Origin of the sequence: Agrobacterium sp. SOY23 (assembly GCF_027212525.1) — a bacterium.
Classification (GTDB): domain Bacteria; phylum Pseudomonadota; class Alphaproteobacteria; order Rhizobiales; family Rhizobiaceae; genus Agrobacterium; species Agrobacterium tumefaciens_I.
The window spans coordinates 486,580-509,425 of the sequence record NZ_JAPWDT010000003.1 but is presented as its reverse complement, the minus strand read 5'-3'; the positions used below and the strand labels follow the sequence as shown (position 1 = coordinate 509,425).

Genomic DNA, 22,846 nt, shown 5'->3' with positions numbered 1-22,846 from the left:
GTGACCCGCCTTGGTCAATTTCTTGACCGGAGACAAGTTCGGGAGGAAACAATGCGTACACAGGTCGTCATCATCGGCTCCGGCCCATCGGGGCTTCTGCTTGGCCAGCTTCTGGCGAGAGCCGGCGTCGAGACCGTCATTCTTGACCGGGTCAGCAAGGATTATATCCTCGGCCGTGTCCGCGCCGGCGTGCTGGAAGAAGGCACCGTGCAGCTGATGGAAAAGGTCGGCGCGGATAAGCGTCTACACCGGGAAGGCCTGCCGCATGACGGGTTTTCGCTGACCTTCGATGGTCGCGACCACCGTATCGATCTCTTCGATCTGACGGGCGGCAAACGTGTGATGGTCTATGGCCAGACCGAGGTGACGCATGATCTGATGGATGTACGCGAGGCGGCAGGCCTCGTCACCATTTACGACGCCGGAAATGTCGAGCCGCATGATTTCGATGGCGCAAGTCCCTATGTCACCTATCAGAAAGACGGCGTAAGCCACCGGATCGATTGCGATTTCATCGCCGGTTGCGATGGTTTCCACGGCATCAGCCGCAAATCCGTGCCTCAAGGCGCGATCAAGGAATTCGAGAAGGTCTACCCCTTCGGCTGGCTCGGCATTCTCGCCGATGTGCCGCCGGTCAACCACGAACTCATCTATGCCAACCATCCGCGTGGTTTTGCGCTCTGTTCCATGCGCTCGCACACGCGCAGCCGTTATTACATCCAATGTTCGCTGGATGACCGGCCGGAGGACTGGAGCGACGAGCGCTTCTGGGATGAAATCCGCCGCCGCCTGCCGGAAAACCATGCGGATGAAATGGTGACCGGCCCATCCTTCGAAAAATCCATCGCGCCGCTCCGGTCCTTCGTCAGTGAACCCATGCGGTTCGGACGGCTGTTTCTCGCGGGCGACGCTGCCCATATCGTGCCGCCGACAGGAGCCAAGGGCCTCAACCTCGCCGCCAGCGACGTGCATTATCTGAGCGAGGCGCTGATCGAGTTTTATCGCGACAGGTCTGAAGCGGGCATCGATGCCTATTCGCAGAAGGCGCTTTCCCGTGTCTGGAAGGCTGTGCGTTTCTCCTGGTGGATGACGACGATGATGCACCGTTTTCCCGATACGGAGGATTTCGGCCAGCGTATTCAGGAGGCGGAGCTGGATTACCTCGTACAATCGCGCGCCGCTTCCACGGCGCTTGCGGAGAATTATGTGGGACTTCCTTATTAGGAGTTGCCCGAGACAAGCGACGTTATTTGTACCGTTCCCCACATCCGTCACCCCGGACCTGATCCGGGGTCCAGCGCGATCAAGTCTTTGATCACAAAAGACTCTATTCCGGCGCAGACGCGCCGTGGCTGGATGCCGGATCAAGTCCGGCATGACGGAGGAAAGCCTCTTAGATTTTCCGACCGTCGCCCCTCGTATCAGGAACCGGCCTCCGCCCTCCCATCCAGCAACTCACCTGCCGCCTCGCGGATGGCCTGCATCAGCAGCGACAGCGGTAGCGAGGGCTGCGTGTCGGCGCGGACCGTCAGCCCCACCGGGCCGCTGGTATCACCGGTCTCGACCGGCAGGATCGCCAGAATGCCGTCGGCCACATCCGCCGCCACAACACCTTCCGAGATGATCCAGATCGCATCGCTAGTGCGCAGGAAGGCGCGGCCGAAGGCATCCGACACGGTTTCGATGCGGATCGGCAGGGCCGGCACGCCGTTGGCGATCAAAAACTGCTCGACGACAGGCCCGATGACCGATTGCCGTGTCGGCATCAGTACGGGATATTCATGCAGATGGTCGAACACCGAAAGGCCCGGTGACAGCAACGGGTGGCCGGCGCGCACTACGAAGCGCACCTTTTCCGAATAGAGATGCTCGAAGGAAAAACCCGCCATTTTCTGCGGCGCGGCGAGACGCCCAACGACGAGATCAAGATCGCCGACGCGCAATTGCTCCAGCAGCACGGCGTTTTCGCCTGTCACGATCTTCACCGGGCTGCCGGTCTTCTCGGCCAGAAAACCGGCCATCGCCTTCGGCATGATGCGGACCGAAACCGTGGGCAGAGCACCGACCCGCACCGGCGGCCCGGCGCGCGCCGCCTCCTGCGAGACCGAATCGACCGCCTGGCGCAACGCCGTCATCGTCGCACCGGCATGACGCAGAAACACCTCGCCATAGCGGCTGATGCGAATGCCGCGCCCTTCCCGGTCAAACAGCGAGACGCGGAGAATCTCTTCCAGCTCGCGGATCGTCTTCGTCACCGCTGGCTGGCTGACATGCAGGATTTCCGCAGCGCGAATGACGCTTTTCTGGCGCGCCACCTCCACGAAGGTTTGCAGGTGCCGGAACTTGATACGCTGATCGACCATCGCTCATATAATCCACAGGTTATGATTTTCATCGATAATGTCATTTTACTTAACCGGAACCGGCTTGCAATATCCTTCACAGGAGGAGCATGCCATGCATTTTCTGCGCTGCGGCGAGACTGTGATCCATTATCGCGTCAAGGGATTGGACAGCGGCAAACCTGTGATTGCCTTCATCAATTCGCTCGGCACCGATTTCCGAATCTGGGATGCGGTGATCGAGGCGCTCGGCGATGACTATGCCTATGTGCTGCACGACAAGCGCGGCCATGGCCTTTCCGATGTCGGGCGCGCTCCCTATTCCATCGACGATCATGCCGGTGACCTGATCGCACTTCTCGATCATCTCGGCGTCAAAAGCGCCGTCATCTGGGGCCTGTCGGTCGGCGGACTGATTGCGCAGGGGCTTTATGCCCGCCGGCCCGATCTCGTCCGCGCTTTGGTGCTCAGCAACACCGCTCACAAGATCGGCACGACTGAGATGTGGAATGCCCGTATCGACAAGATCGCCGCCGATGGCCTCGCCTCGCTGATCGACCCCGTCATGGAGCGCTGGTTCACGCCCGCTTTCCGCCAGCCTGAGAATGCCGCCTATGCCGGCGCGCGCAACATGCTCTCGCAACAGCCGGAAGCCGGCTACAGCGGCACCTGCGCCGCCATCCGCGATGCGGATTATACCGAAGAGGCCGGGCGCATCGCCGTGCCGACGCTCTGTGTTGCAGGTGATCAGGACGGTTCCACGCCACCGGAACTGGTGCAATCGCTGGCGGGCCTCATCCCCGCGAGCCGCGTCGTCACCATTGCCGGCTGCGGCCACATCCCCTGCCTTGAACAGCCGCTCGTCTACGCACAGGCGGCCTCCATTTTTCTCAAGACCTTGCCGGAGCATTGACCGATGGCGGACCATATCGACAAGAACGAACGTTTCGAACAGGGCATGAAGACCCGCCGCTCCGTGCTGGGCGATGCCCATGTCGACCGCGCGCAGACGGTGACGACCGGTTTCGACCAGCCCTTCCAGCAGCTCATCACCGAAGCCGCCTGGGGCACCGTCTGGTCCGGAAATCACTGGACGAAGCGCGAGCGTTCGATGGTCACCATTGCCCTGCTTGCCGCGCTCGGTCAGGATGAGGAACTGGCCATGCATGTGCGCGCCACCGTCAATACCGGCGCCACCGAGGCGGATATCCGCGAGGCGCTGCTGCATGTGGCGATCTATGCCGGTGTTCCCGCCGCCAACCACGCTTTCAAGATCGCCAAGCTTGCCCTTGCCAGCATGAGGACCGATAGTTCCCCTGATAATTCTGGCGATGGGGAGGAGACGAAATGAGCAACCAGCCGCCCGAAACGGGACCCTTCTTCGCGCGCAATCGCGACATCCATCCGCTGGCCTATGCGCCCGGCTACAAGACCTCGATCCTGCGTTCACCGCAGCGCGCGCTGATTTCGCTGGAAGGCACGAAAAGCGAGATCACCGGCCCCGTTTTCGGCCACGGCATGCTGAACTCGCTGGATAACGACCTCATCCTCAACTATGCCCGCCCGGGCGAAATGCCTGTCGGCCCGCGCATTCTGGTGCACGGCCGGGTGCTGGACGAGCGTGGCCGTGGCGTGGACGGCGCACTGGTGGAGTTCTGGCAGGCCAATGCCGGCGGCCGTTACCGCCACAAGAAGGAAAGTTATCTCGCCGCCATCGATCCGAATTTCGGCGGTGTCGGCCGCACGATCACCGATGAGAACGGCTATTACTGGTTCAAGACCATCCAGCCCGGCGCTTACCCCTGGCCGAACGGCGTTAATGACTGGCGCCCGGCCCATATCCATTTCTCGGTCTTCGGCCACGGTTTTGCCCAGCGGCTGATCACCCAGATGTATTTTGAGGGCGATCCGCTGATCTGGAAATGTCCGATCGTCAAGACCATTCCGGATGAGGATGCCATCAGGCGGCTGATCGCGCCACTCGACATGAATGCGACACTGCCGATGGACATGCTGGCCTATAAATTCGATATAGTCCTGCGCGGTCGCCGCTCGACCCTTTTTGAAAACCGCATGGAGGGCAACTGACCATGGTTCAGCCGCTCAACTATTTCAAGGAAACCGCCTCGCAGACGGCAGGCCCTTATGTGCATATCGGCTGCACACCGAATTTCGTCGGCATCGAAGGTGTCTTCGAAAAGGATCTCGGTTCAGGTGCGCTTTATAACGACAAGGCCCGTGGCGAACGCATCAGCGTGCGCGGCACGGTCTATGACGGTGCGGGAATGGCGCTGAAGGACGCGCTGATCGAAATCTGGCAGGCGGATACCGACGGTTATTACAACAGCCCCAGCGAAACCCGCGGCAAGGCCGACCCGAATTTCATCGGCTGGGGCCGCTCGCCGGGTGACATGGATACCGGCGAATTCGTCTTCGAGACCATCAAGCCCGGCAAGGTGCCGTTCCGCGATGGCCGGCCGATGGCGCCGCACATCACCTTCTGGATCGTTGCCCGCGGCATCAATATCGGCCTGCAGACCCGCATGTATTTCCCGGAAGAACAGGAGGCCAATGCGGCCGACCCGGTTCTTGCCCGCATCGAGCAGAAAAGCCGCATCGCCACGCTTGTCGCCAAAAAAGAGGAAGGCAACGTCTATCGTTTCGATATCCGCCTTCAGGGCGACGGCGAAACCGTGTTCTTCGATATCTGAGCGAGACGGAAGATGAGCCTTTCCCCCTTCGAGCATCCGTTTCTCTCAGGCCTTTTCGGCGACAGCGAGATCGTCGAACTGTTTTCGGCAAAAGCGGATATCGACGCCATGATCCGCTTCGAGACGGCGCTGGCGCAGGCACAGGTTGGGACCGGTATCATTTCCGAGGACGTGACGGAGGCGATCGTCTCGGGACTTTCGGACTTTGCTGCCGATTTGACCGCCCTTCGCCAGGGTGTCGCGAAAGACGGCGTTGTGGTTCCCGAACTTATCCGGCAGATGCGGGCAGCCGTCGCCGGCAAGGCGGCGGAGAAGGTGCATTTCGGCGCCACCAGCCAGGATGTCATCGATACGAGCCTGATGCTGCGGCTGAAGGCTGCGACCGAAATCATCGCCGCCCGGCTCGGCCGGCTCATCGACACCCTGGGCGACCTGGCCTCCCGCGATGGCCATAACGCGCTTACCGGTTATACCCGCATGCAGGCCGCCATCGGAATAACGGTGGCCGACCGCGCGGCAAGCTGGATTGCGCCGCTAGAGCGCCACCTTCTCAGGCTCGAAACCTTCGCGCAGAACGGTTTTGCCCTGCAGTTCGGCGGTGCTGCCGGCACGCTGGAAAAGCTTGGTGACAATGCCGGAATCGTCCGCACCGATCTTGCCAGGCGGCTCGGCCTTGTCGACAGGCCGCAATGGCAGAGCCAGCGCGACGGTATCGTCGAATTCGGCAATATTCTCTCACTCGTCACCGGGGCGCTCGGCAAATTCGGGCAGGATATCGCGCTGATGGCCGAGCTCGGTACGGAAATCCGCCTCTCCGGCGGCGGCGGTTCTTCCGCCATGCCGCACAAGCAGAATCCGGTCAATGCCGAAACGCTGGCGGCGCTCGCACGCTTTAATGCCGTGCAGATCTCCGCGCTGCACCAGTCGCTCGTGCATGAGCAGGAACGGTCCGGCGCGGGCTGGATGCTGGAATGGCTGTCGCTGCCGCAAATGGTGACGGCAGCGGGTGCCTCGCTGCTGATCGCCGAACGGCTGGCAGCGCAGATAGACAGGCTCGGAACGAACGAAAACTAGCCGCAGGGCGGTTCGTTTTGATCATATAAAGAGATTTCCGGCACGGCCAGACAGCATGCCGGGAGCGGGTTGGCCGCGCGTGGAAAGCACTTGCAACTTCATGCATTAGCCATTGATAAAAAACACTTTATTGGAAAATGCAGGAAATGAAAAAACAGCGCGAAAGCTGTTTTTTAACCGGACATAATGCTTGACACAAAAATGAACTAACTGGTACAAACATTATGATTAACACTATGCTGGCGAGGAAGGCTCAAAGCCTGTGGCGGCGGGAACGGATAAAAATGGAGGGCTTTGGCGCCGCAAGGTTCCAGAGCGATGCGGACAAGGCCAAACGCCTGTTCGGACCCGAACGGGTTGGGAGGAAGTATGTCTTACAGTCTCGATTTTTCGACGGTCATAGAACGCCTGCCCGAGCTGCTTTTGGCCTGTCTTGCGACAATCGGCCTGGCGATTGCCGGCATGTCGCTCGCCACCGTCATCGGCGTTCTGGGCGTCGTTGCCCGCCGTTCGCGCTTTAAACTGCTGCGCGGGCTCGTTATCGGCTTCGTGGAAGCCATCCGCAATACGCCGTTTCTGGTGCAGATATTCTTCATCTTCTTCGCCCTGCCGCAGATTGGCATCAAGCTCAACCCGACGGTCACCGCCATCATCGCGCTCGCCCTCAACGGCGGTGCCTATGCGATTGAAATCATTCGCGGCGGCGTCGATTCCATTCCCAAGGGCCAGGTGGAAGCGGGGCTGGCACTCGGCCTGCACCGCGCGCAGATCTTCCGTCATATCATCTTAAAGCCGGCATTGAGGGCGGTTTATCCCTCGCTCACCAGCCAGTTCATCATGCTGACGCTGACCACCTCGGTCTGCACGTCGATCGCGGCTTACGAACTGACCTCGGTGGCGCAGAAGATCGAGGCGGATACATTCCGTTCCTTCGAGGTCTATTTCTCGATCACGCTGCTTTATCTGGTCATTTCCTCGCTGATGATGGGCATTTTTGCACTCATCTCGCGTGCGTCCTTCAGCTATCCGGTCAAGTGAGGAAAAGACAATGGCATCCATCGGTCCCAACGAACTTTTCTTCCTGATGCAAGGCCTGAAATGGACCCTTGCCCTGACCATTATCGGCTTTATCGGTGGCGGCATTTTCGGCCTTTGCGTGGCGCTTGCCCGCGTCGCGGACAGCCCGGCGATCCAGCGGGCAAGCACGGCTTATATCGCCGTCTTTCAGGGCACGCCGCTCCTGATGCAGCTGTTCGTGGTTTATTACGGCGTGGCGCTTGCGGGCCTCAACGTCGATGCCTGGATTGCGGTCGCCATCGCCTTTACCCTGCATGCCAGCGCCTTCCTTGGCGAAATCTGGCGCGGCGGCATCCAGGCAGTGCCGAAGGGCCAAACCGAAGCGGCCAATGCGCTCGGCCTGCATTACATATCGCGCATGAAGGACGTGGTTCTGCCGCAGGCCTTCAAGATTTCGCTGCCGGCCACCATCGGTTTCCTCGTGCAGCTCATCAAGGGCACCTCGCTTGCGGCCATCGTCGGCTTCGTCGAGCTGTCGCGCGCCGGCCAGATCGTCTCCAACCAGACGTTTCGCCCGCTAACCGTCTTCGCCATCGTCGGCATCATCTATTTCCTGATCTGCTGGCCGCTTTCGCTATGGGGCGCCGGCGTCGAAAAGCGGCTGCAGGCCGCGTCCCGCTAATTGCCAAAAATCATCTCATCAGCTTTGTAAGGAGGAGCAAAAGATGAAAACCACCAATACGAAATTCTCACGCCGCGCCCTGCTCGCGCTCGCCGCGGCAACGGTTGCCCTGCCCTTCGTCGCACCGGTCGATGCTTTCGCCGGCACGGTGGAAGAAGCCAAGGCCAAGGGCAAGGTCGTCATCGGCATTCAGGGCGACAACTCGCCGTGGGGCTTCGTCAATTCCAGCGGCGTGCAGGATGGTCTCGACGCCGATATCGGCAAGGCCTTTGCCGACTATCTCGGCGTCAAGGTGGAATTCGTGCCGCTCGCCGTGGCCAACCGCATCCCGGCACTTTTGACCGGCAAGGTCGACCTCTTGTTCGCGACCATGGGCATGACCGCCGAGCGCGCCAAGACCATTCAATATTCCAAACCCTATGCCGGCAACGTGCTCTCCGTTTATGGCCCCAAGGACAAGAAGATTACCGGCTACGACGATCTGACCGGTGTGGCCGTCGGTGTGCCGAAGTCGAGCGCTATGGACACCTCGATCACGGCAGGCGCCGGCTCGAAAGCAAACATCCTGCGCTTCGACGATGATGCCGCCAATATTCAGGCACTCATCTCCGGTCAGGTCGAGGTCGTCGGCGGCAACCAGTTTTATGGTGATCGCCTGAACAAGGCTGCGGAAGGCAAATACGAGCCGAAATTCGATCTGACGACGCTTTATAACGGCGCCGGCACCCGCCCGGGTGAAAAGGACTGGAACGAAACCGTCAACGCCTTCCTCGACAAGATCAAGTCGGACGGCCAGCTGGCCAAGATCTACGACAAGTGGATGAAGCGCGAAGTTCCCGCTTTCCCGGAAAGCCTGCCGGATATTCCTTTCACCGTGAAGTGAAGGATTGGACGAAACTGACATAGGCAGGCGCGCCAGTGAGAACCTTCGTGATGAGCACTGGATGGCGCTGAGCCCTTGCGATCGGATTGGCAGCCCTGCTGCCAATCCTGACGCCGGCCAGGTCTGACGCCAGGGCGCGGATATCCCCTGCATCACCAACTAAACGCTGCTGCAAAGCATGAAGGAAAGTTCCATGTCGCAATCCTCCGCCGCACAGGCTCCGCTGATCGCCCTTGAAGGGGTTGGAAAGTGGTATGGAGCCTTTCATGCGCTTAAAGGCGTCAACATGACAGTTCGCAAAGGCGAAAAGATCGTTCTTTGCGGCCCGTCCGGTTCGGGAAAGTCCACCCTCATCCGCTGCATCAACCATCTGGAGGAAATCCAGGAGGGCAAGATCACGGTCGAGGGAACCACGCTGTCGGATTCCAGCCGCGCCATCGATGCGGTTCGCCGCGAAGTGGGCATGGTGTTCCAGAGCTTCAATCTCTTCCCGCACAAGACCATCATGGAAAACTGCACCCTCGCCCCCATGCGGGTGAAAGGTCTTTCAAAGGCCGATGCCGAGGCGACGGCCCGCAAGTATTTGGAGCGCGTGCGCATCCTCAACCAGGCCGACAAGTACCCGGCACAGCTTTCCGGCGGCCAGCAGCAGCGTGCGGCGATTGCCCGGGCGCTGTGCATGGAACCGAAGGCCATGCTGTTCGACGAGCCAACCTCGGCGCTCGACCCGGAAATGGTGAAAGAAGTGCTCGACACCATGATCGGCCTTGCCCGCGACGGCATGACGATGATCTGCGTGACCCATGAAATGGGTTTCGCCCGGCAGGTGGCCGACCGCGTGGTCTTCATGTCGGAAGGCGAGATCATCGAGGAAGGCCCGCCGGAAGAATTCTTCCGCGATCCCAAACATCAGCGTACGCGCACGTTCCTCGGCGAAATTCTCGCCCACCACTGAGGTTCGCGCGCTCACACAGACAGGCGGGATCGCCCCGCCTCTCCCACACCGTCCGATGAGCGACACCTGATCATGACAGAAAAAACCGCCTACAAGGTCGGCCTGATAGGCGCCGACATCCAGCTTTCCAAATCGCCCGCGCTGCACATGCGCGAGGGCGCGGCCCATGGCCTCGACTATTCCTACGAGCTTGTGGATGTCACCGCCCGCAAACTGCCGCAGAGCGCCCTTCCGGCTCTTCTCGACGAGCTGGAGGCGCGCGGTTTTGCCGGAACGAACATCACCCATCCCTTCAAGCAGGCCGTTATTCCGCATCTGCATGAACTTTCCGATGATGCCCGCATGCTGGGCGCGGTCAACACCGTTGTCTTCCGGGATGGCCGCCGCATCGGCCACAATACCGACTGGTACGGTTTTTACGAAAGCTTCGTGCGCGGCCTGCCGGATGCAAAGCGCGACCGGGCACTTCTGGTCGGCGCGGGTGGGGCCGGCGTTGCCGTGGCCCATGCCGCGTTGAAGCTCGATATTATCAGGCTCGATATCTTCGATCGGGATTTTCCAAGAGCCGAACGTCTCGCCGACGAGCTCAATGCCCGTTTTGGTGAAGGCCGCGCCTTCGCGGTCAAGGAACCGGCCGACTCATTGTCCTTTGCCGATGGGCTCATCCATGCCACGCCGATGGGCATGCCCGCCCATCCCGGCATGCCGGTTACGGCCGAGCTGATCGAACCAAAGCACTGGGTGGCCGATATCGTCTATATGCCGCTGGTGACCGAGCTTCTGGCAACCGCGGCCCGCAAAGGGTGCCGCACCCTGCCCGGCGGCGGCATGACCGTGTTCCAGGCCGTCGGTGCGTTTCGCCTTTTCTGCGGCCGCGAGCCGGATGCGAAGCGCATGACGGCGCATTTTACCGAACTTTGCATGGCGGAGGGCGTGGCATGAGCCTTTTTACGATCCTGAACGGTCCGAACCTCAATCTGCTCGGCCAGCGCCAGCCGGAGATTTACGGTTACGAGACGCTCGCCGATGTCGAGGCCGATTGCAGTGCCATCGCCGAAGCCGCCGGCCACGAACTGTTTTTTGCCCAGAGCAACCGGGAATATGAGCTGATCGACTGGATCCACGAAGCCCGCGGCAAGTCCTCGGGCATCGTCATCAATCCCGGCGCCTTCACCCACACCTCGGTAGCGATCCTCGATGCGCTGAACGCCTTCGAGGCACCGGTCATCGAGGTCCATATCTCCAACATCCACAAACGCGAGGTCTTCCGGCACCATTCCTATGTGTCGACCCGTGCCGAAGGCGTGATTGCCGGTCTCGGCATCGAAGGTTACGGGGTGGCGTTACGCCACCTCATCAACCGTCTTTCCCGATCCGCGTAATATGCTCGGGCTTCAGCACATAGCGCAGCAACATTTCCGCCACATGCGCGGAAAGCGCTTCCTGGCCGGCCTCACTGAAAAGCGTATCGCCAAAATTGAACGAAAAGGTTTCGGTGTTCGAGACATTGTAAAAAGACAGTGCGCTGATCTGCCAATGCAGTTCAAGAGCGTCCAGCCCGGGACGGAACAGGCCGGTATCCTGCCCGCGCTTCAATATTCGACGCATGATCTCGATGGCCGGCCGGTTGACGTTGCGGATCGCTTCAGAAACCCTGATGTGCCTCCCGTGGTGAATATTTTCCGTCATGACCATGCGGACGAAAGCGGGGTTGCGGCGATGATGCTCGAAGGTGAAGCGACAGAGCTTCTCGAGTGCGGCAACCGGCTCCAGATCATCCAGCTCAAGGTTGCCTTCGCCGCCGCGCACCTGCGCATAGGCCTCTTCCAGCACGCGCTTGTAGAGGCCTTCCTTGTCGCCGAAATAATAATAGATCATGCGCTTGGACGTGCGCGTGCGCGCCGCGATCTCATCGATGCGCGCGCCGGAGAGGCCGTTCTGCGAAAACTCCTCCATGGCGACGGAAAGAATGTCGCGGCGAACCCCTTCCGGATCACGCTTCGCCTGCCGGCTTTCTCGGGTTGCGTTCGAAGTCGCGCTTTTGGTCATCATCCATTCCATCGATGCGGCGGCGGCCTGCGGTCACGCCCTGCTTATTAACCAATTAGTACATAAGGCTGAAAAGGAAGGCAATATGGCGAGCTATGACACAGGAAGACACGGCATGCCAATGCGCACATCCATTGCAACCGTGTCCATCAGCGGCGAGTTCCCGGAAAAGCTGGCGGCCATCGCCAAGGCCGGCTTTTCCGGCGTGGAGATTTTCGAGAATGATTTCCTGACCTACGACGCCTCCCCGCGCGAGGTTAAGGCGCTGGCCGCCGATCATGGTCTCGATATCACCCTCTTTCAGCCGTTCCGTGATTTCGAGGGCATGCCGGAGCCGCACCGGACCCGCGCTTTTGAGCGCGCCCAGCGCAAATTCGATATCATGGGCGAACTCGGCACCGATCTGATGCTGATCTGCTCCAATGTCTCACCGGTGTCGCTCGGCGGCATCGACCGCGCGGCGACCGATTTCCACGAGCTTGGCGAACTCGCCGCAAAACATGGCGTGCGCGTCGGTTACGAGGCGCTGGCCTGGGGCCGCCATATCAGCGATCATCGCGATGCCTGGGAGGTGGTGCGCCGCGCCGATCACGCCAATGTCGGCATCATCCTCGACAGTTTCCACACGCTGTCGCGCAAGATCGACCCGAATTCCATCCGCTCCATTCCCGGCGACAAGATCTTCATCGTACAGCTGGCCGATGCGCCGCTGATCGACATGGACCTCCTCTACTGGAGCCGCCATTTCCGCAACATGCCGGGCGAAGGCGATCTGCCGGTCGTGGATTTCATGCGCGCCGTGGCCGCGACCGGCTATAGCGGGCCGCTGTCGCTGGAAATCTTCAACGACCAGTTCCGCGGCGGCTCCGCCCGGCTGCTTGCCGAAGATGGCCACCGTTCGCTGATCAATCTTATGGACCAGGTGCGGCGTCTCGAACCCGATATCCGCATCGACGTGCCTGCGATGCCGGAACGGGTTGAGACACAGGGCGTGGAATTCGTCGAATTTACCACGGCGCCGGAGGAAAAGGCCAATCTGGAAGCGCTGCTCGCCACGCTCGGCTTTGAAAAATCGGCGCAACATCGCAACCGCACGGTCGATCTTTATGCGCAGGGCGATATCCGCATCGTCATCAATACCAGCGATGACGGCGACAGCTTTGCCGGTGCTTCCTATTCGATCCACGGCACCAATGCCTATGCCTTCGGGCTGAAGGTCGACGATGCCAAGGCGGCGCTGGCACGTGCCGAAGCCCTCGGCGCACCGACCTTCGCAGAACCGCGCAAGACGGGTGAAGTCGCCGTTCCCGCCATTCAGGGCGTGGGCAACGGCGTCATCTATTTCCTCGATGCTTCGCCGGCGCTTGCCTCCATCTGGGACAAGGAATTCGTACCGACGCAGGGGCAGAAGGTCATCGGCGATGCCGGACTGACGCGCATCGATCATCTCGCGCAAACAACGCATTATGATGAAATGCTGACCTGGCTTCTGTTCTACACCTCGCTGTTTTCCTCCCGCCGCACGCCGATGGTGGATGTGGTCGATCCGGGCGGGCTGGTGCGCAGCCAGGCGATTGAAAGCGTGCCCTCACCGCATTTTCGCCTGACCATGAACGGTGCCGACAACCGCAAGACCTTCGCCGGCAAATTCCTGGCCGAAGGTTTCGGCACCAGCATCCAGCACATCGCCTTCGCCACCGACGATATTTTCGCCACGGCCAAGGCGATGCAGGCGCGCGGTTTCCAGGCCCTGCCCATCTCGCGCAATTATTACGACGATCTCGAAGCCCGCTTCGGGCTGGAGCCGGAATTTTCCGATGCTCTGAGGGCCGCGAGCATTCTTTATGACCGCGACGACAATGGCGAATATTTCCAGATCTACAGCCGCACCTTCGGGGAAGGTTTCTTTTTCGAGATCATCGAAAGGCGCGGCGCTTACGGCGGATATGGCGCCATGAACGCCCCCTTCCGCATTGCCGCGCAACGACGCCTTGCGCCGCCGGTCGGCATGCCGAAGGAATAAGTCCCGGCACAGCAATCCTATCGGGCCGCAGCCGGCAGAAATGCCGCTGCGGCCCGTTTTCATTCAAGGCAAGGTCGTTATTTCATAGTCGCGTGGAATGGCGGCGGTCACTGTGAACCAGGCAGACGTCCGCGTCCGCTGCTGATGAAAATCAAAGGCATGACGATCGGCAAAAAGCTCCTCGACCCGCCAGATCAGCGGATCTTCGGTCTGGGACACCTCGAATGAAATGCAACCGGGTTCCGCTCTGGTCAGGCGAATATGTTCGGGAAGATAGGTTTCCACAAGCTGGATATCCTCCACCGATGCGCAACGTAGGAAGCCGGATAATCTGACCGCGCCCGTTCTATTCGACATGTTCGGTATCCTTGTTGAATTATTGATTATCCGCCTGTGACACGGGCAACGATACAATCGTCCTCCATTGCGACATCGCGATAAAGTTTGCCCGCTTATCCTTGCGCCGTCATCCTCGGGCTTGACCCGAGTATCCATCGACTTCAACGGGTTATGGATCCTCGGGTCAAGCCCGGGGATGACGTCGACCATATCGGAGCCATCACCTATCTTCGACACTCGCCGACCGCCAACAGTCTTCCCCGACAATAAGCCCTGAAGAAGCGTGGTACGCGCCCCACACATTCAGGCATACCCGCGCTTAAAATCGATGCACTTGCGCATTTGTAGAGCAGTACACAAAAATTGTTCAACACTCTGGACATGATTGTTCTGTTTTGTTAGCTTTTTCCACAAAACAGGGGTGGGGGAGAATACAGTTTCATGCGCATTGTCGAATCTGCGTCCGACGCAAATTATCCGGCTGGTACCCGTGAGGTCATCAGCCGCGCTTCTGCGGCATTGCGGGCTTCGAATTGCCGGGCCCCTTCCGCCGGCACAGCGGCCTGAAACATGCAGCCCCTCGTGACATTCCCGTCCTGTCCGCATGACGCCGCCCGGCGCATGCCTGCCCGCGACCTTTTCCCCCTTTCCATTTCAGGTGACTGCGCCAGAATTGCCGCGCAGGCCATGCCGGAGACGATGATATGACTGCCGCAAACGCCCTCCTGTCCGTCGAAGGCCTGAGCGTCGAGTTTGGTAACAGCCGCGTCGTGGACGATATTTCCTTCCGCGTCGAGCCCGGCCGCACCGTTGCGATCGTCGGGGAATCCGGATCGGGAAAATCGGTCACCTCGCTCTCCACCATGCGCCTTGCGGACATGATGGGCGCGACCTACCCCACCGGCAAAATCGTCTTTGAAGGCAAGGACTTGCTGAAGGCTTCGCAGAAAGAGATGCGCTCGATCCGCGGCAAGGAGATCGCCATGATCTTCCAGGAGCCGATGACCTCGCTCAACCCCGTCTTCACCATCGGCGATCAGATCTGCGAAGTGCTGATATTGCATGAGAAGCTCGGCAAGACGGCTGCCATGGCGCAGGCCCGCGAGCTTCTCGAAATGGTGCGCCTGCCCGATGCCGCCGAACTCCTGAAACGTTATCCGCATCAGCTTTCCGGCGGCATGCGCCAGCGCGTGATGATCGCCATGGCGCTCGCCTGCCGGCCGAAGCTTCTGATCGCCGACGAGCCGACGACGGCGCTTGACGTCACCATTCAGGCGCAGATCCTCAACATCATGCGCGACCTGCAGAAGAAACTCGGCATGGGCATGGTCTTCATCACCCATGATATGGGCGTGGTGGCGGAAATGGCCGATGACGTCGTTGTCATGTGGAAGGGCAAGAAGGTTGAGGAAGGCCCGGTGAAGGATATCTTCGCCAACCCGCAGCACCCCTATACGCGCGCCCTGCTTTCCGCCGTACCGCGTCTCGGCAGCATGGAAGGTGAAGAGTTTCCGAAGCGCCTGCCGCTCACCGTGTTGCAGGATGGCCAGCCGGTCGTGGTCGGCGAGGAGCGTGTGCAGAACACCGCGAAATATGACGCCAAGCCGCTATTGTCGGTGAAGGACCTGTTCGTCCGTTTCGATATCCGCAAAAACCTGTTCGGCAAGGCGACGCACCGTTGCAGCGCGGTGCAGAAGGTCAGTTTCGATATTCACGCCGGCGAAACGCTGGCGCTGGTGGGCGAGTCCGGGTCCGGCAAATCCACCATAGGGCGTACCATCCAGCAATTGCAGACGGCCGTGTCGGGCGAGATTGCCTTCAACGGCCGCAGCTATTCGCAGATGTCGGCGGCGGAACGCTTCCGCATGCGCCAGGAAGTGCAATATATCTTCCAGGACCCCTTCGCCTCGCTCGATCCGCGCAAGACGGTCGGGTTCTCGATTGCCGAGCCGATCAACACCCATGGTTTGATCAATGATCAGAAGGCCGTACGCCGGCGGGTGGACGAATTGTTGGAGCGTGTGGGCCTGAGCTCCGAACATGCCGCGCGTTATCCGCACGAGTTTTCCGGCGGCCAGCGCCAGCGTGTCTGCATTGCCCGTGCGCTCGCTTCCGATCCGAAGCTCATCATTGCAGACGAAGCGCTCTCGGCGCTCGACGTCTCCATTCAGGCGCAGATCATCAATCTGTTCATGGACCTGCAGGCCGAGCGTGGCCTCGCCTATCTCTTCATCAGCCATGACATGGCTGTCGTGGAAAAGATGAGCCATCGCGTCGCCGTGCTTTATCTCGGCCAGATCATGGAAATGGGCAGCCGCCGGCAGGTCTTCGAAACGCCGACGCATGATTATACCCGCCGGCTGCTTTCGGCCGTGCCGGTTGCCGATCCGACCATCGAGCGCCGCATCGCCATGATCGAGGGAGAAATACCCAATCCCGTGCGCCGTGTCGGCGATGAGCCGGCCATTCTCGCCCATGAGGAAATCAATCCGGGCCACTTCATCGCGAAGAGCGCCTGAATAACAACCAGAACCGCAACCATCTGAAGAGGAACAGGTAGATGACAATAATCAAGAAGGGGATGACGACAACGTTCGTCGCGCTTGCCATGGCCGCCACGGCCTTTACCGCCGCGCCGGCCCTTGCCGCCGGCAAGATGACCATTTCCAGCCCGCAGGACCCGGGCAGCTGGGACCCGATCGATACCTTCCTGGTGCAATGGGCGGCTGTCGCTACCAATATCTTCGACGGCCTGACCTATCGCGGCCCGGACCTGAAGGTTGTGCCCGGCCTTGCCGAATCCTGGGAAGAGCTGGATGAGGGCAAGCGCATCCGCTTCAAGCTGCGCCAGAACGTCAAGTTCCACAATGGCGAGCCTTTCAACGCCGCCGCCGTCAAGTTCACCTTCGAGCGCCTTCTCGGCGAACAGGGTGCCAAGGGCCCGCAGCGCTCCAACTATGTTGCCATCGAAAGCGTCGATGTCATCGACGACTACACCGTCGACATGAAGCTAAAGGCGCCGGATCCGGTGCTTTTGACCAAGCTCGCCGGTTATGGCGGCATGATCGTTCCGCCTGAATATATCAAGGAAAAGGGCGAGGATAATTTCAACCTCAACCCCGTCGGCACCGGCGCATTCAAATTCGTTTCCTACGCGCCGAAGACCAATATCAAGCTGGAAGCCAACCCGGATTACTGGGGCGGCGCGCCAAAGCTTTCCGAACTGGAATATCGCTTCATCGCCGAGCCGGCGACCGCCGTTGCCGAATTGCAGGCAGGCCGCGTCGATCTCGTCATTCCGCCCACCATCCCGATCGGCATGATCCCGGTTATCGAAGGCGATTCCAAGCTTCAGATCGTCAGCGTTCCCGGCCCGACGGTCGACGCGCTGCGTTTCAACACCCGTGACGGCATCACCGCCGATCCGAAGGTGCGCAAGGCGATCATCATGGCCGTCGATCGCGGCACGATCGTCAAGTCGATCCTTGCCGGCCAGGCATCGGAGATCGCAAGCTTCCAGAGCGCGCTGTCCTTCGGTTACGACCCGGAACTGAAGCCGCTGCCTTACGATCCTGAAGGTGCGAAAAAGCTGCTTGCGGAAGCCGGCGTCAAGGCAGGTGCGGCGCTGCAGATCGATATCCGCGGCAATGACGCGACGATGAACGAAGTGGCGCAGGTTATTTCCAGCTACCTCTCCATGGTCGGCATCACCGCCACCATCAAGCCCTATGAAACCAACGTTCTCTTGAACGACATCATCCCGCAGGGCAAGACCGGCGCGATGTTCCAGCAGAAATGGGGCGGCTGGACCTTCGATTACGACAACACGGCCTATTCCATGTACCACTCGGGTGAAAAGTGGAACCCTTACGACAAGGACGAAAAGCTGGACAAGCTCTTGGAATCTCAGCGTCCGCTGACCGACCGTGCCGAGCGCGAAAAGATCCTCAAGGAAATCGGCAGCTATACCGCCGAACGCGCGCTGGAAATCCCGCTTTACAACACCAATGCCATTTACGGCATCAACAAGCGGGTCAAGGGTTTCGTGGCGCCGCCGGATAACCGCCTGAAGCTGACCGACGTGACCGTCGAATAAGCGGGTTGCCCCTTTGACACGCCGCCTTGCCCGTCTCACGGGCAAGGCGGGATTTCTCTTCCCCGTTTCCTCGCAAGGTAAAAAACGTGGCCGGTTTCCTCATCAAGCGATTGCTGCAGGCGATTTTTGTCGTCATTGCCATCACCCTTCTCGTGTCTTTCGCCATTCGCCTGACGGGCGATCCCGCTGTGACCATGTTCCAGGGCGGCGGCGGCATGACGGAAGACGATCTGGCGCGCATCCGTGCGGCGCTGGGCACAGACCGGCCGTTCTTCGTGCAATATTTCAGCTTCCTGAAGGGCCTTGTGACGCTCGATTTCGGCCGCAGCTTCACCGGCAGCACGCCGGTTTCGCGCCTCATCGCCGATGCCCTGCCCGCTACGCTTTTGCTCGCCTTCATCTCCATGGCGGTGTCGATTGCGCTTTCCATCCCGCTCGGCATCAAGGCGGCGACCTCGCGCGGCAAGACGGCCGATCAGGTGATCCGTATCTTCTCACTCATCGGCCTGTCCTTCCCGAATTTCTGGCTCGCCACCATGCTGGTGCTGTTGTTCTCCATCACGCTCGGCTGGCTGCCGCCCAGCGGCATGGGCGGTTTCGCCAGCTACATCATGCCATCGGTCACCATGGGTGTGATCCTGACGGCAACCAATGTGCGCCTTGTGCGCACCGCCATGCTCGATACGCTGCGTTCACAATATGTCATGGTGGCACGCGCCAAGGGCCTCAGCGAAAGCAAGGTTCTCTACAAACACGCGCTGCGCAACTGCGCCATTCCGCTCATCACCTATTTCGGCCTGCAATTTGGCGGGCTGCTCGGCGGCATCGTTGTCATCGAGCGCGTCTTCAACTGGCCGGGCCTCGGCACGCTGGCTTTCGATGCGGTCGGCGCGCGTGACTACCCCGTGCTTCAGGCCGTCATCACCGTGCTGTCGCTGATGATCGTCGGCATCAACCTTCTGGTCGATATCGCCTATGGGCTTGTCGATCCGCGCATCCGCACGGAGTAAGTGACGATGGCTGCCAAAACCTCGCGTCTCGCGCGCTTCACCAATCTCGAATTCGTCCTCGGCGCGTTCCTCACCACGGTCATCTGCCTTGCCGTCGTCTTTTCCGACGTGCTGTTTCCGGGCGGTGCGGACAAGATCGACCTGATGGCCCGCCTTGCCAAGCCCTTCGCCAATGCCGCCCATCCGCTCGGCACCGATCCGCTCGGCCGTGACGTGCTCGCCCGTGTTGTCGCCGGCGGCAAGATTTCGCTGCTGGTCGGTTTCACCTCGGTCATCGGCGCGGTCATCTTCGGTGTCGCGGTTGGCCTTGTCGCCGGTTATTATCGCGGCTTCTGGGATATGCTGGTCATGCGCTTTGCCGATATCCAGCTCGCCATGCCCTTCATTCTTCTGGCCATCACCTTCATCGCCATTGTCGGCGGCAGCCTCACCAACACCATCATCCTCTTGATCGTCTCGCAATGGGTGCAATATGCCCGCCTCGTGCGCGGCTCGGTGCTGACGCTGAGAGAACGCGAATTCATCCTGTCTGCCCGCGCCATCGGTGTGAAGGACTGGCGCATCATTCTCCAGCACCTGCTGCCAAACCTCATCGGCCCCGTCATCGTGCTGATGACGCTCAATGTCGCCAACAACATCCTGCTTGAAAGCAGCCTCACCTTCCTCGGCCTTGGCGTTGATCCGACCATTCCGAGCTGGGGCGGCATGCTGGCGGATGGACGTACCTATCTGCAGACGGCATGGTGGGTCAGCGTCTTCCCGGGTCTTGCGATTCTTCTGACTGTGCTTGGCCTCAACCTTCTCGGCGACTGGCTGCGCGACAGCCTTGACCCAACAGGCAGAACCTCGAGGTAATCCAGATGAGCCAGATTTTCGACCAGACTTTCGAACGCACGCTGGATACGCTTCTCGCCAATGCCGAGCCCGGCCAGTCCTTTGAGGCATGGACCTTCGATGACGCCAAAAGCCGCCGCGAAGCCGAAGAGAGGCTAAAGAAAAAAGGCGTCAGCGCTCGCATCCGCAGCGCCTACAAGCCGCTTCTCTTCACCTTTCTGGAAGAGATCAATCTGGATGGCGTCGACACCATCGAGGTGCGTTACCCCGTGCACGCCAATGCGCCCGCCAACCGTTTCCGGCTGGAGGCCTATCCGCTGTCGGCGCTGGTGGGTGATGCGAAGATCGACTTCATTGCCCGCGAAGACGACGCCTTCCACTATGACGTTGCGCTGAGCCGCAACGGCAAGAAGGAAACCCTGAAGGTTCTCGCCCCAAACCGGGTTCATACGGATATCGTCGGCGAAACCAATGTCTCGCCAACCGGCTGGTTCCGGCCTGCCGGTAATGCTGCGGGCGAGCGGCTGGAGACGGATTACGAGCAGCTTTTCGAAGCGGCAATCAGTGCCGTCGTCAACCACGGCTGGGGCGATGAAGAGCCCTATTTCGAGGAACTGAACATCCGCGTCGCGCATCCGGCCGAAGATTTGCCGCTCTCCCTCGGCGATGAGGTCGTCAGCCTGCGCGAAGCCCTGCATGAGGATTTCTACTTCTCGCTGCTGGAGTTCTTCCAGAAAAAATCCGGCCGGCCGCTGGGTGACCGGGGCCTGAAGCCCGGCCAGATCGTGCCGGAAATCGTCAAAAGCGAAGGCGAAGTCTCAGTCCGCATCGAGGCACGCACGCTCACCACCGCCTTTCTCGATGGCCGCGAACAGCAGATCGATACGGCCAGCGAACCGGTTGCGGCAGGCCAGCTCGCGAAGCTGCTTGAAGAGATCGGCGGCGAGGCCTTCGAAGCCCGCTCCCGTTCCGGCCGTATTCTTGCCGCCCGTTATGTCGCCGGCAGCGATGCTGCCGTGATGGTGAGCGGCGGCCAGCACCCGAACGAGACGACAGGCATCGTCGGCGCAATCCGTGCCGCCCGCAAACTCGCGCGGCGCAAGGGCGCGCATTTCACCATCTCGCCGCTGGAAAATCCTGACGGTTACGCCCTGCACCAACGCCTGCGCGTCGACAATCCGCGTCACATGCACCATGCGGCGCGTTACACCGCACTTGGCGACGATCTCGAATATCGCACGCGGGAAAATTCGGGAGTCCATCTCAACGAGAAGGAAATCCGCTTCAAGGCGCAGGAGATCAGCGGCGCGAGCCTGCATGTGAACCTGCACGGTTATCCCTCTCACGAGTGGACCCGGCCTCTATCCGGATATGTGCCGCGCAATTTCGCCATGTGGACGTTGCCGAAGGGCTTCTTCCTCATCATCCGCCACCATGCGGATTGGGAAAGCCAGGCGGAAGCCCTGCTCGACAAGGTAACCCGCCATCTCGGTGCGATTCCCGGCCTGCTCGACTACAATAACCGCCAGATCGCGCTTTATGAAATCCACGCCGGCGAAACCGGTTTCCGCATCATCAACGGCTTCCCGTGTCTATCGTCCATCGATGACCGCCACACCGTGCCGATGACGCTGATCACCGAATATCCCGATGAAACCATCTATGGCGACGATTTCATCACCGGCCATACCGCGCAGATGGAGACGGTTCTTTCCGCCTATGAGGCCTGGCAGGAAATTCTGTCACCACAGGTCGCCTGATATCTCTGCTGGAAACGGCACTGCCGGCGCGCCCGCTTTTCCGGGCGCGCTATCATGAAAACGAAACGGCGGGAATGAAAACGGCCTAGCGGTTCCCAGACCGGTTCAAGGTCCTCCTGTATTGTTGGCCGCGCACGCGATAACAAGTCAAACCCGATCAAGCAGGAAGCGGAACGGTTTTGCATGGTGCGGGCGTGAACCACAGGAGACCCCATGCCCGCCCTGGACAAGCTCATCTGGCAGATCGAAACCGATCTGCATAAAAACCTGACATTGACAGCCCTGTCCGACCGCTGCGCGATCAGCACACATCACATGTGCCGGTTGTTTCAGCTCGCCACCGGCCTGTCGATCATGTCCTATGTTCGGGCTCGTCGACTATCCGAGGCGGCCAAAACGATGGCAAGATGCGATGGTGACATCCTCACTGTCGCGCTTGATGCGGGATACGGGTCCCATGAGGCGTTCACGCGAGCCTTCGCGAATTATTTCAACATATTACCAAGCACTGTTCGCAAGGCCCGATCAACCTCATCCCTTGATCTCATGGAGCCATTAAAAATGAAGAAAGACATGTTCATCGAAGTCCAGCCGCCGGAAATGCGCCGGTGCGACGCCTTTATGGTGGTCGGTCTCAGCACCCCGTGTTCACTGGAAAACAACGGTGCCATTCCAGCCCTGTGGCAGAGCTTCAATATACGCGAAAGCGAGGTCGAAGAAGCGGTGGCCGGAGCTGCTTACGGCGTATGCAGCATTGCCGATGAAGCCGGCAACTGCAAATATCTCGCCGGCGTCAAAGCACTGAAGAAAACATCAGGCATGGATCACATTGAAGTACCCGTGCAATCCTACGCGGTTTTTGTCCACAACGGCCACATCTCTGATCTTCCCAAAACGGTTTATACGATCTGGAACAAGGCGCTGGCGGATGCCGGACTGAAAACCGCCCCCTCCCCTGATTTTGAGCTGTACGACCGACGCTTCGATCCACAAACGGGGCGGGGAATCGTGGAAATCTGGATACCAGTCGCCACCTGAGGCAGGTGGTGATCAAGAGCCTGTACCCCAACC

22 protein-coding genes are annotated in these 22,846 nt (G+C 60.1%); 19 read left to right on the top strand and 3 right to left on the bottom strand.

The window, feature by feature from the left end:
- The first annotated feature begins 51 nt into the window (after positions 1–51).
- Positions 52–1,224, top strand: a complete 1,173-nt coding sequence (pobA, locus tag O3S81_RS11175; RefSeq protein ID WP_269343139.1) for a 4-hydroxybenzoate 3-monooxygenase — start codon at positions 52–54, stop codon at positions 1,222–1,224.
- Positions 1,225–1,421: 197 nt separating this feature from the next.
- Here pobA and pcaQ read toward each other — a convergent pair whose 3' ends face one another.
- On the bottom strand, positions 1,422–2,363 hold the full coding sequence (gene pcaQ / locus O3S81_RS11170) for a pca operon transcription factor PcaQ (RefSeq protein WP_269343137.1): 942 nt from the start codon (positions 2,361–2,363) through the stop codon (positions 1,422–1,424).
- 94 nt (positions 2,364–2,457) lie between these two features.
- Between pcaQ and pcaD the strand changes: the two genes are divergently transcribed.
- The 11 genes from pcaD (at position 2,458) to aroQ (ending at position 11,046) form a co-directional block, all read left to right on the top strand.
- The gene (pcaD, locus tag O3S81_RS11165) at positions 2,458–3,255 is read left to right on the top strand and encodes a 3-oxoadipate enol-lactonase (RefSeq protein ID WP_269343135.1); all 798 of its coding nucleotides are present in this window, start codon (positions 2,458–2,460) and stop codon (positions 3,253–3,255) included.
- A gap of 3 nt (positions 3,256–3,258) precedes the next feature.
- On the top strand, positions 3,259–3,693 hold the full coding sequence (gene pcaC / locus O3S81_RS11160; RefSeq protein ID WP_269343133.1) for a 4-carboxymuconolactone decarboxylase: 435 nt from the start codon (positions 3,259–3,261) through the stop codon (positions 3,691–3,693).
- Positions 3,690–4,430 (top strand): protocatechuate 3,4-dioxygenase subunit beta, encoded by a 741-nt coding sequence (gene pcaH, locus O3S81_RS11150; RefSeq protein WP_331284191.1) that lies wholly within the window; start codon positions 3,690–3,692, stop codon positions 4,428–4,430. The genes pcaC and pcaH overlap by 4 nt, the downstream gene beginning before the upstream one ends.
- Before the next feature lie 2 nt (positions 4,431–4,432).
- Positions 4,433–5,053, top strand: coding sequence for a protocatechuate 3,4-dioxygenase subunit alpha (gene pcaG, locus O3S81_RS11145; protein ID WP_269343132.1), 621 nt, complete (start codon positions 4,433–4,435; stop codon positions 5,051–5,053).
- Between the two features lie 12 nt (positions 5,054–5,065).
- Positions 5,066–6,127: a 3-carboxy-cis,cis-muconate cycloisomerase gene (locus tag O3S81_RS11140; protein ID WP_269343130.1), complete on the top strand. Its 1,062-nt coding sequence runs from the start codon at positions 5,066–5,068 to the stop codon at positions 6,125–6,127.
- A gap of 369 nt (positions 6,128–6,496) precedes the next feature.
- Positions 6,497–7,165, top strand: coding sequence for an amino acid ABC transporter permease (locus tag O3S81_RS11135; protein WP_269343128.1), 669 nt, complete (start codon positions 6,497–6,499; stop codon positions 7,163–7,165).
- Positions 7,166–7,175: 10 nt separating this feature from the next.
- Positions 7,176–7,826, top strand: a complete 651-nt coding sequence (locus tag O3S81_RS11130; RefSeq protein ID WP_269343126.1) for an amino acid ABC transporter permease — start codon at positions 7,176–7,178, stop codon at positions 7,824–7,826.
- A gap of 43 nt (positions 7,827–7,869) precedes the next feature.
- Positions 7,870–8,709, top strand: a complete 840-nt coding sequence (locus O3S81_RS11125) for a transporter substrate-binding domain-containing protein (RefSeq protein WP_269343125.1) — start codon at positions 7,870–7,872, stop codon at positions 8,707–8,709.
- Between the two features lie 193 nt (positions 8,710–8,902).
- Positions 8,903–9,664, top strand: a complete 762-nt coding sequence (locus O3S81_RS11120) for an amino acid ABC transporter ATP-binding protein (protein WP_006316555.1) — start codon at positions 8,903–8,905, stop codon at positions 9,662–9,664.
- 72 nt (positions 9,665–9,736) lie between these two features.
- Positions 9,737–10,606, top strand: coding sequence for a shikimate dehydrogenase (locus O3S81_RS11115; RefSeq protein WP_269343121.1), 870 nt, complete (start codon positions 9,737–9,739; stop codon positions 10,604–10,606).
- Positions 10,603–11,046 (top strand): type II 3-dehydroquinate dehydratase, encoded by a 444-nt coding sequence (gene aroQ, locus O3S81_RS11110; protein ID WP_269343118.1) that lies wholly within the window; start codon positions 10,603–10,605, stop codon positions 11,044–11,046. Before O3S81_RS11115 ends, aroQ begins: the two co-directional genes overlap by 4 nt.
- On the opposite strand, the gene O3S81_RS11105 is transcribed toward aroQ, so the two are convergent.
- On the bottom strand, positions 11,021–11,713 hold the full coding sequence (locus O3S81_RS11105) for a TetR/AcrR family transcriptional regulator (RefSeq protein WP_269343116.1): 693 nt from the start codon (positions 11,711–11,713) through the stop codon (positions 11,021–11,023). The genes aroQ and O3S81_RS11105 overlap by 26 nt on opposite strands.
- A gap of 121 nt (positions 11,714–11,834) precedes the next feature.
- Between O3S81_RS11105 and O3S81_RS11100 the strand changes: the two genes are divergently transcribed.
- Entirely contained in the window at positions 11,835–13,736 is a 1,902-nt protein-coding gene (locus O3S81_RS11100) for a bifunctional sugar phosphate isomerase/epimerase/4-hydroxyphenylpyruvate dioxygenase family protein (protein WP_269343509.1), read from the top strand.
- 63 nt (positions 13,737–13,799) lie between these two features.
- On the opposite strand, the gene O3S81_RS11095 is transcribed toward O3S81_RS11100, so the two are convergent.
- A complete protein-coding gene (locus O3S81_RS11095) occupies positions 13,800–14,093 on the bottom strand; it encodes a putative quinol monooxygenase (RefSeq protein ID WP_269343115.1) in 294 nt (97 codons plus the stop codon).
- 686 nt (positions 14,094–14,779) lie between these two features.
- Between O3S81_RS11095 and O3S81_RS11090 the strand changes: the two genes are divergently transcribed.
- The 6 genes from O3S81_RS11090 to O3S81_RS11065 all read left to right on the top strand — a co-directional run bounded on the left by O3S81_RS11090 (position 14,780) and on the right by O3S81_RS11065 (position 22,813).
- The gene (locus O3S81_RS11090; RefSeq protein ID WP_269343114.1) at positions 14,780–16,594 is read left to right on the top strand and encodes an ABC transporter ATP-binding protein; all 1,815 of its coding nucleotides are present in this window, start codon (positions 14,780–14,782) and stop codon (positions 16,592–16,594) included.
- A gap of 41 nt (positions 16,595–16,635) precedes the next feature.
- Positions 16,636–18,171 (top strand): ABC transporter substrate-binding protein, encoded by a 1,536-nt coding sequence (locus O3S81_RS11085; RefSeq protein ID WP_269343113.1) that lies wholly within the window; start codon positions 16,636–16,638, stop codon positions 18,169–18,171.
- 86 nt (positions 18,172–18,257) lie between these two features.
- Complete coding sequence (locus tag O3S81_RS11080; protein ID WP_269343112.1) at positions 18,258–19,181, top strand: ABC transporter permease; 924 nt, start codon at positions 18,258–18,260, stop codon at positions 19,179–19,181.
- Between the two features lie 6 nt (positions 19,182–19,187).
- Positions 19,188–20,036, top strand: coding sequence for an ABC transporter permease (locus O3S81_RS11075; protein ID WP_020811984.1), 849 nt, complete (start codon positions 19,188–19,190; stop codon positions 20,034–20,036).
- Positions 20,037–20,041: 5 nt separating this feature from the next.
- Positions 20,042–21,775: a M14 family metallopeptidase gene (locus O3S81_RS11070; protein WP_269343108.1), complete on the top strand. Its 1,734-nt coding sequence runs from the start codon at positions 20,042–20,044 to the stop codon at positions 21,773–21,775.
- 213 nt (positions 21,776–21,988) lie between these two features.
- On the top strand, positions 21,989–22,813 hold the full coding sequence (locus tag O3S81_RS11065) for an AraC family transcriptional regulator (protein ID WP_269343106.1): 825 nt from the start codon (positions 21,989–21,991) through the stop codon (positions 22,811–22,813).
- Positions 22,814–22,846: the final 33 nt, after the last annotated feature.

What these genes read in the sequence shown, in the direction of transcription:
- O3S81_RS11105 (WP_269343116.1), bottom strand. Translation starts at nt 11,713, where the DNA reads ATGACCAAAAGCGCGACTTCGAACGCAACCCGAGAAAGCCGGCAGGCG.
- O3S81_RS11125 (WP_269343125.1), top strand. Translation starts at nt 7,870, where the DNA reads ATGAAAACCACCAATACGAAATTCTCACGCCGCGCCCTGCTCGCGCTC.
- O3S81_RS11130 (WP_269343126.1), top strand. Translation starts at nt 7,176, where the DNA reads ATGGCATCCATCGGTCCCAACGAACTTTTCTTCCTGATGCAAGGCCTG.
- O3S81_RS11065 (WP_269343106.1), top strand. Translation starts at nt 21,989, where the DNA reads ATGCCCGCCCTGGACAAGCTCATCTGGCAGATCGAAACCGATCTGCAT.
- O3S81_RS11070 (WP_269343108.1), top strand. Translation starts at nt 20,042, where the DNA reads ATGAGCCAGATTTTCGACCAGACTTTCGAACGCACGCTGGATACGCTT.
- O3S81_RS11090 (WP_269343114.1), top strand. Translation starts at nt 14,780, where the DNA reads ATGACTGCCGCAAACGCCCTCCTGTCCGTCGAAGGCCTGAGCGTCGAG.
- aroQ (WP_269343118.1), top strand. Translation starts at nt 10,603, where the DNA reads ATGAGCCTTTTTACGATCCTGAACGGTCCGAACCTCAATCTGCTCGGC.
- O3S81_RS11140 (WP_269343130.1), top strand. Translation starts at nt 5,066, where the DNA reads ATGAGCCTTTCCCCCTTCGAGCATCCGTTTCTCTCAGGCCTTTTCGGC.
- pcaH (WP_331284191.1), top strand. Translation starts at nt 3,690, where the DNA reads ATGAGCAACCAGCCGCCCGAAACGGGACCCTTCTTCGCGCGCAATCGC.
- O3S81_RS11075 (WP_020811984.1), top strand. Translation starts at nt 19,188, where the DNA reads ATGGCTGCCAAAACCTCGCGTCTCGCGCGCTTCACCAATCTCGAATTC.
- O3S81_RS11135 (WP_269343128.1), top strand. Translation starts at nt 6,497, where the DNA reads ATGTCTTACAGTCTCGATTTTTCGACGGTCATAGAACGCCTGCCCGAG.
- pcaG (WP_269343132.1), top strand. Translation starts at nt 4,433, where the DNA reads ATGGTTCAGCCGCTCAACTATTTCAAGGAAACCGCCTCGCAGACGGCA.
- pobA (WP_269343139.1), top strand. Translation starts at nt 52, where the DNA reads ATGCGTACACAGGTCGTCATCATCGGCTCCGGCCCATCGGGGCTTCTG.
- O3S81_RS11100 (WP_269343509.1), top strand. Translation starts at nt 11,835, where the DNA reads ATGCGCACATCCATTGCAACCGTGTCCATCAGCGGCGAGTTCCCGGAA.
- O3S81_RS11085 (WP_269343113.1), top strand. Translation starts at nt 16,636, where the DNA reads ATGACAATAATCAAGAAGGGGATGACGACAACGTTCGTCGCGCTTGCC.
- O3S81_RS11115 (WP_269343121.1), top strand. Translation starts at nt 9,737, where the DNA reads ATGACAGAAAAAACCGCCTACAAGGTCGGCCTGATAGGCGCCGACATC.
- pcaC (WP_269343133.1), top strand. Translation starts at nt 3,259, where the DNA reads ATGGCGGACCATATCGACAAGAACGAACGTTTCGAACAGGGCATGAAG.
- pcaQ (WP_269343137.1), bottom strand. Translation starts at nt 2,363, where the DNA reads ATGGTCGATCAGCGTATCAAGTTCCGGCACCTGCAAACCTTCGTGGAG.
- O3S81_RS11095 (WP_269343115.1), bottom strand. Translation starts at nt 14,093, where the DNA reads ATGTCGAATAGAACGGGCGCGGTCAGATTATCCGGCTTCCTACGTTGC.
- pcaD (WP_269343135.1), top strand. Translation starts at nt 2,458, where the DNA reads ATGCATTTTCTGCGCTGCGGCGAGACTGTGATCCATTATCGCGTCAAG.
- O3S81_RS11120 (WP_006316555.1), top strand. Translation starts at nt 8,903, where the DNA reads ATGTCGCAATCCTCCGCCGCACAGGCTCCGCTGATCGCCCTTGAAGGG.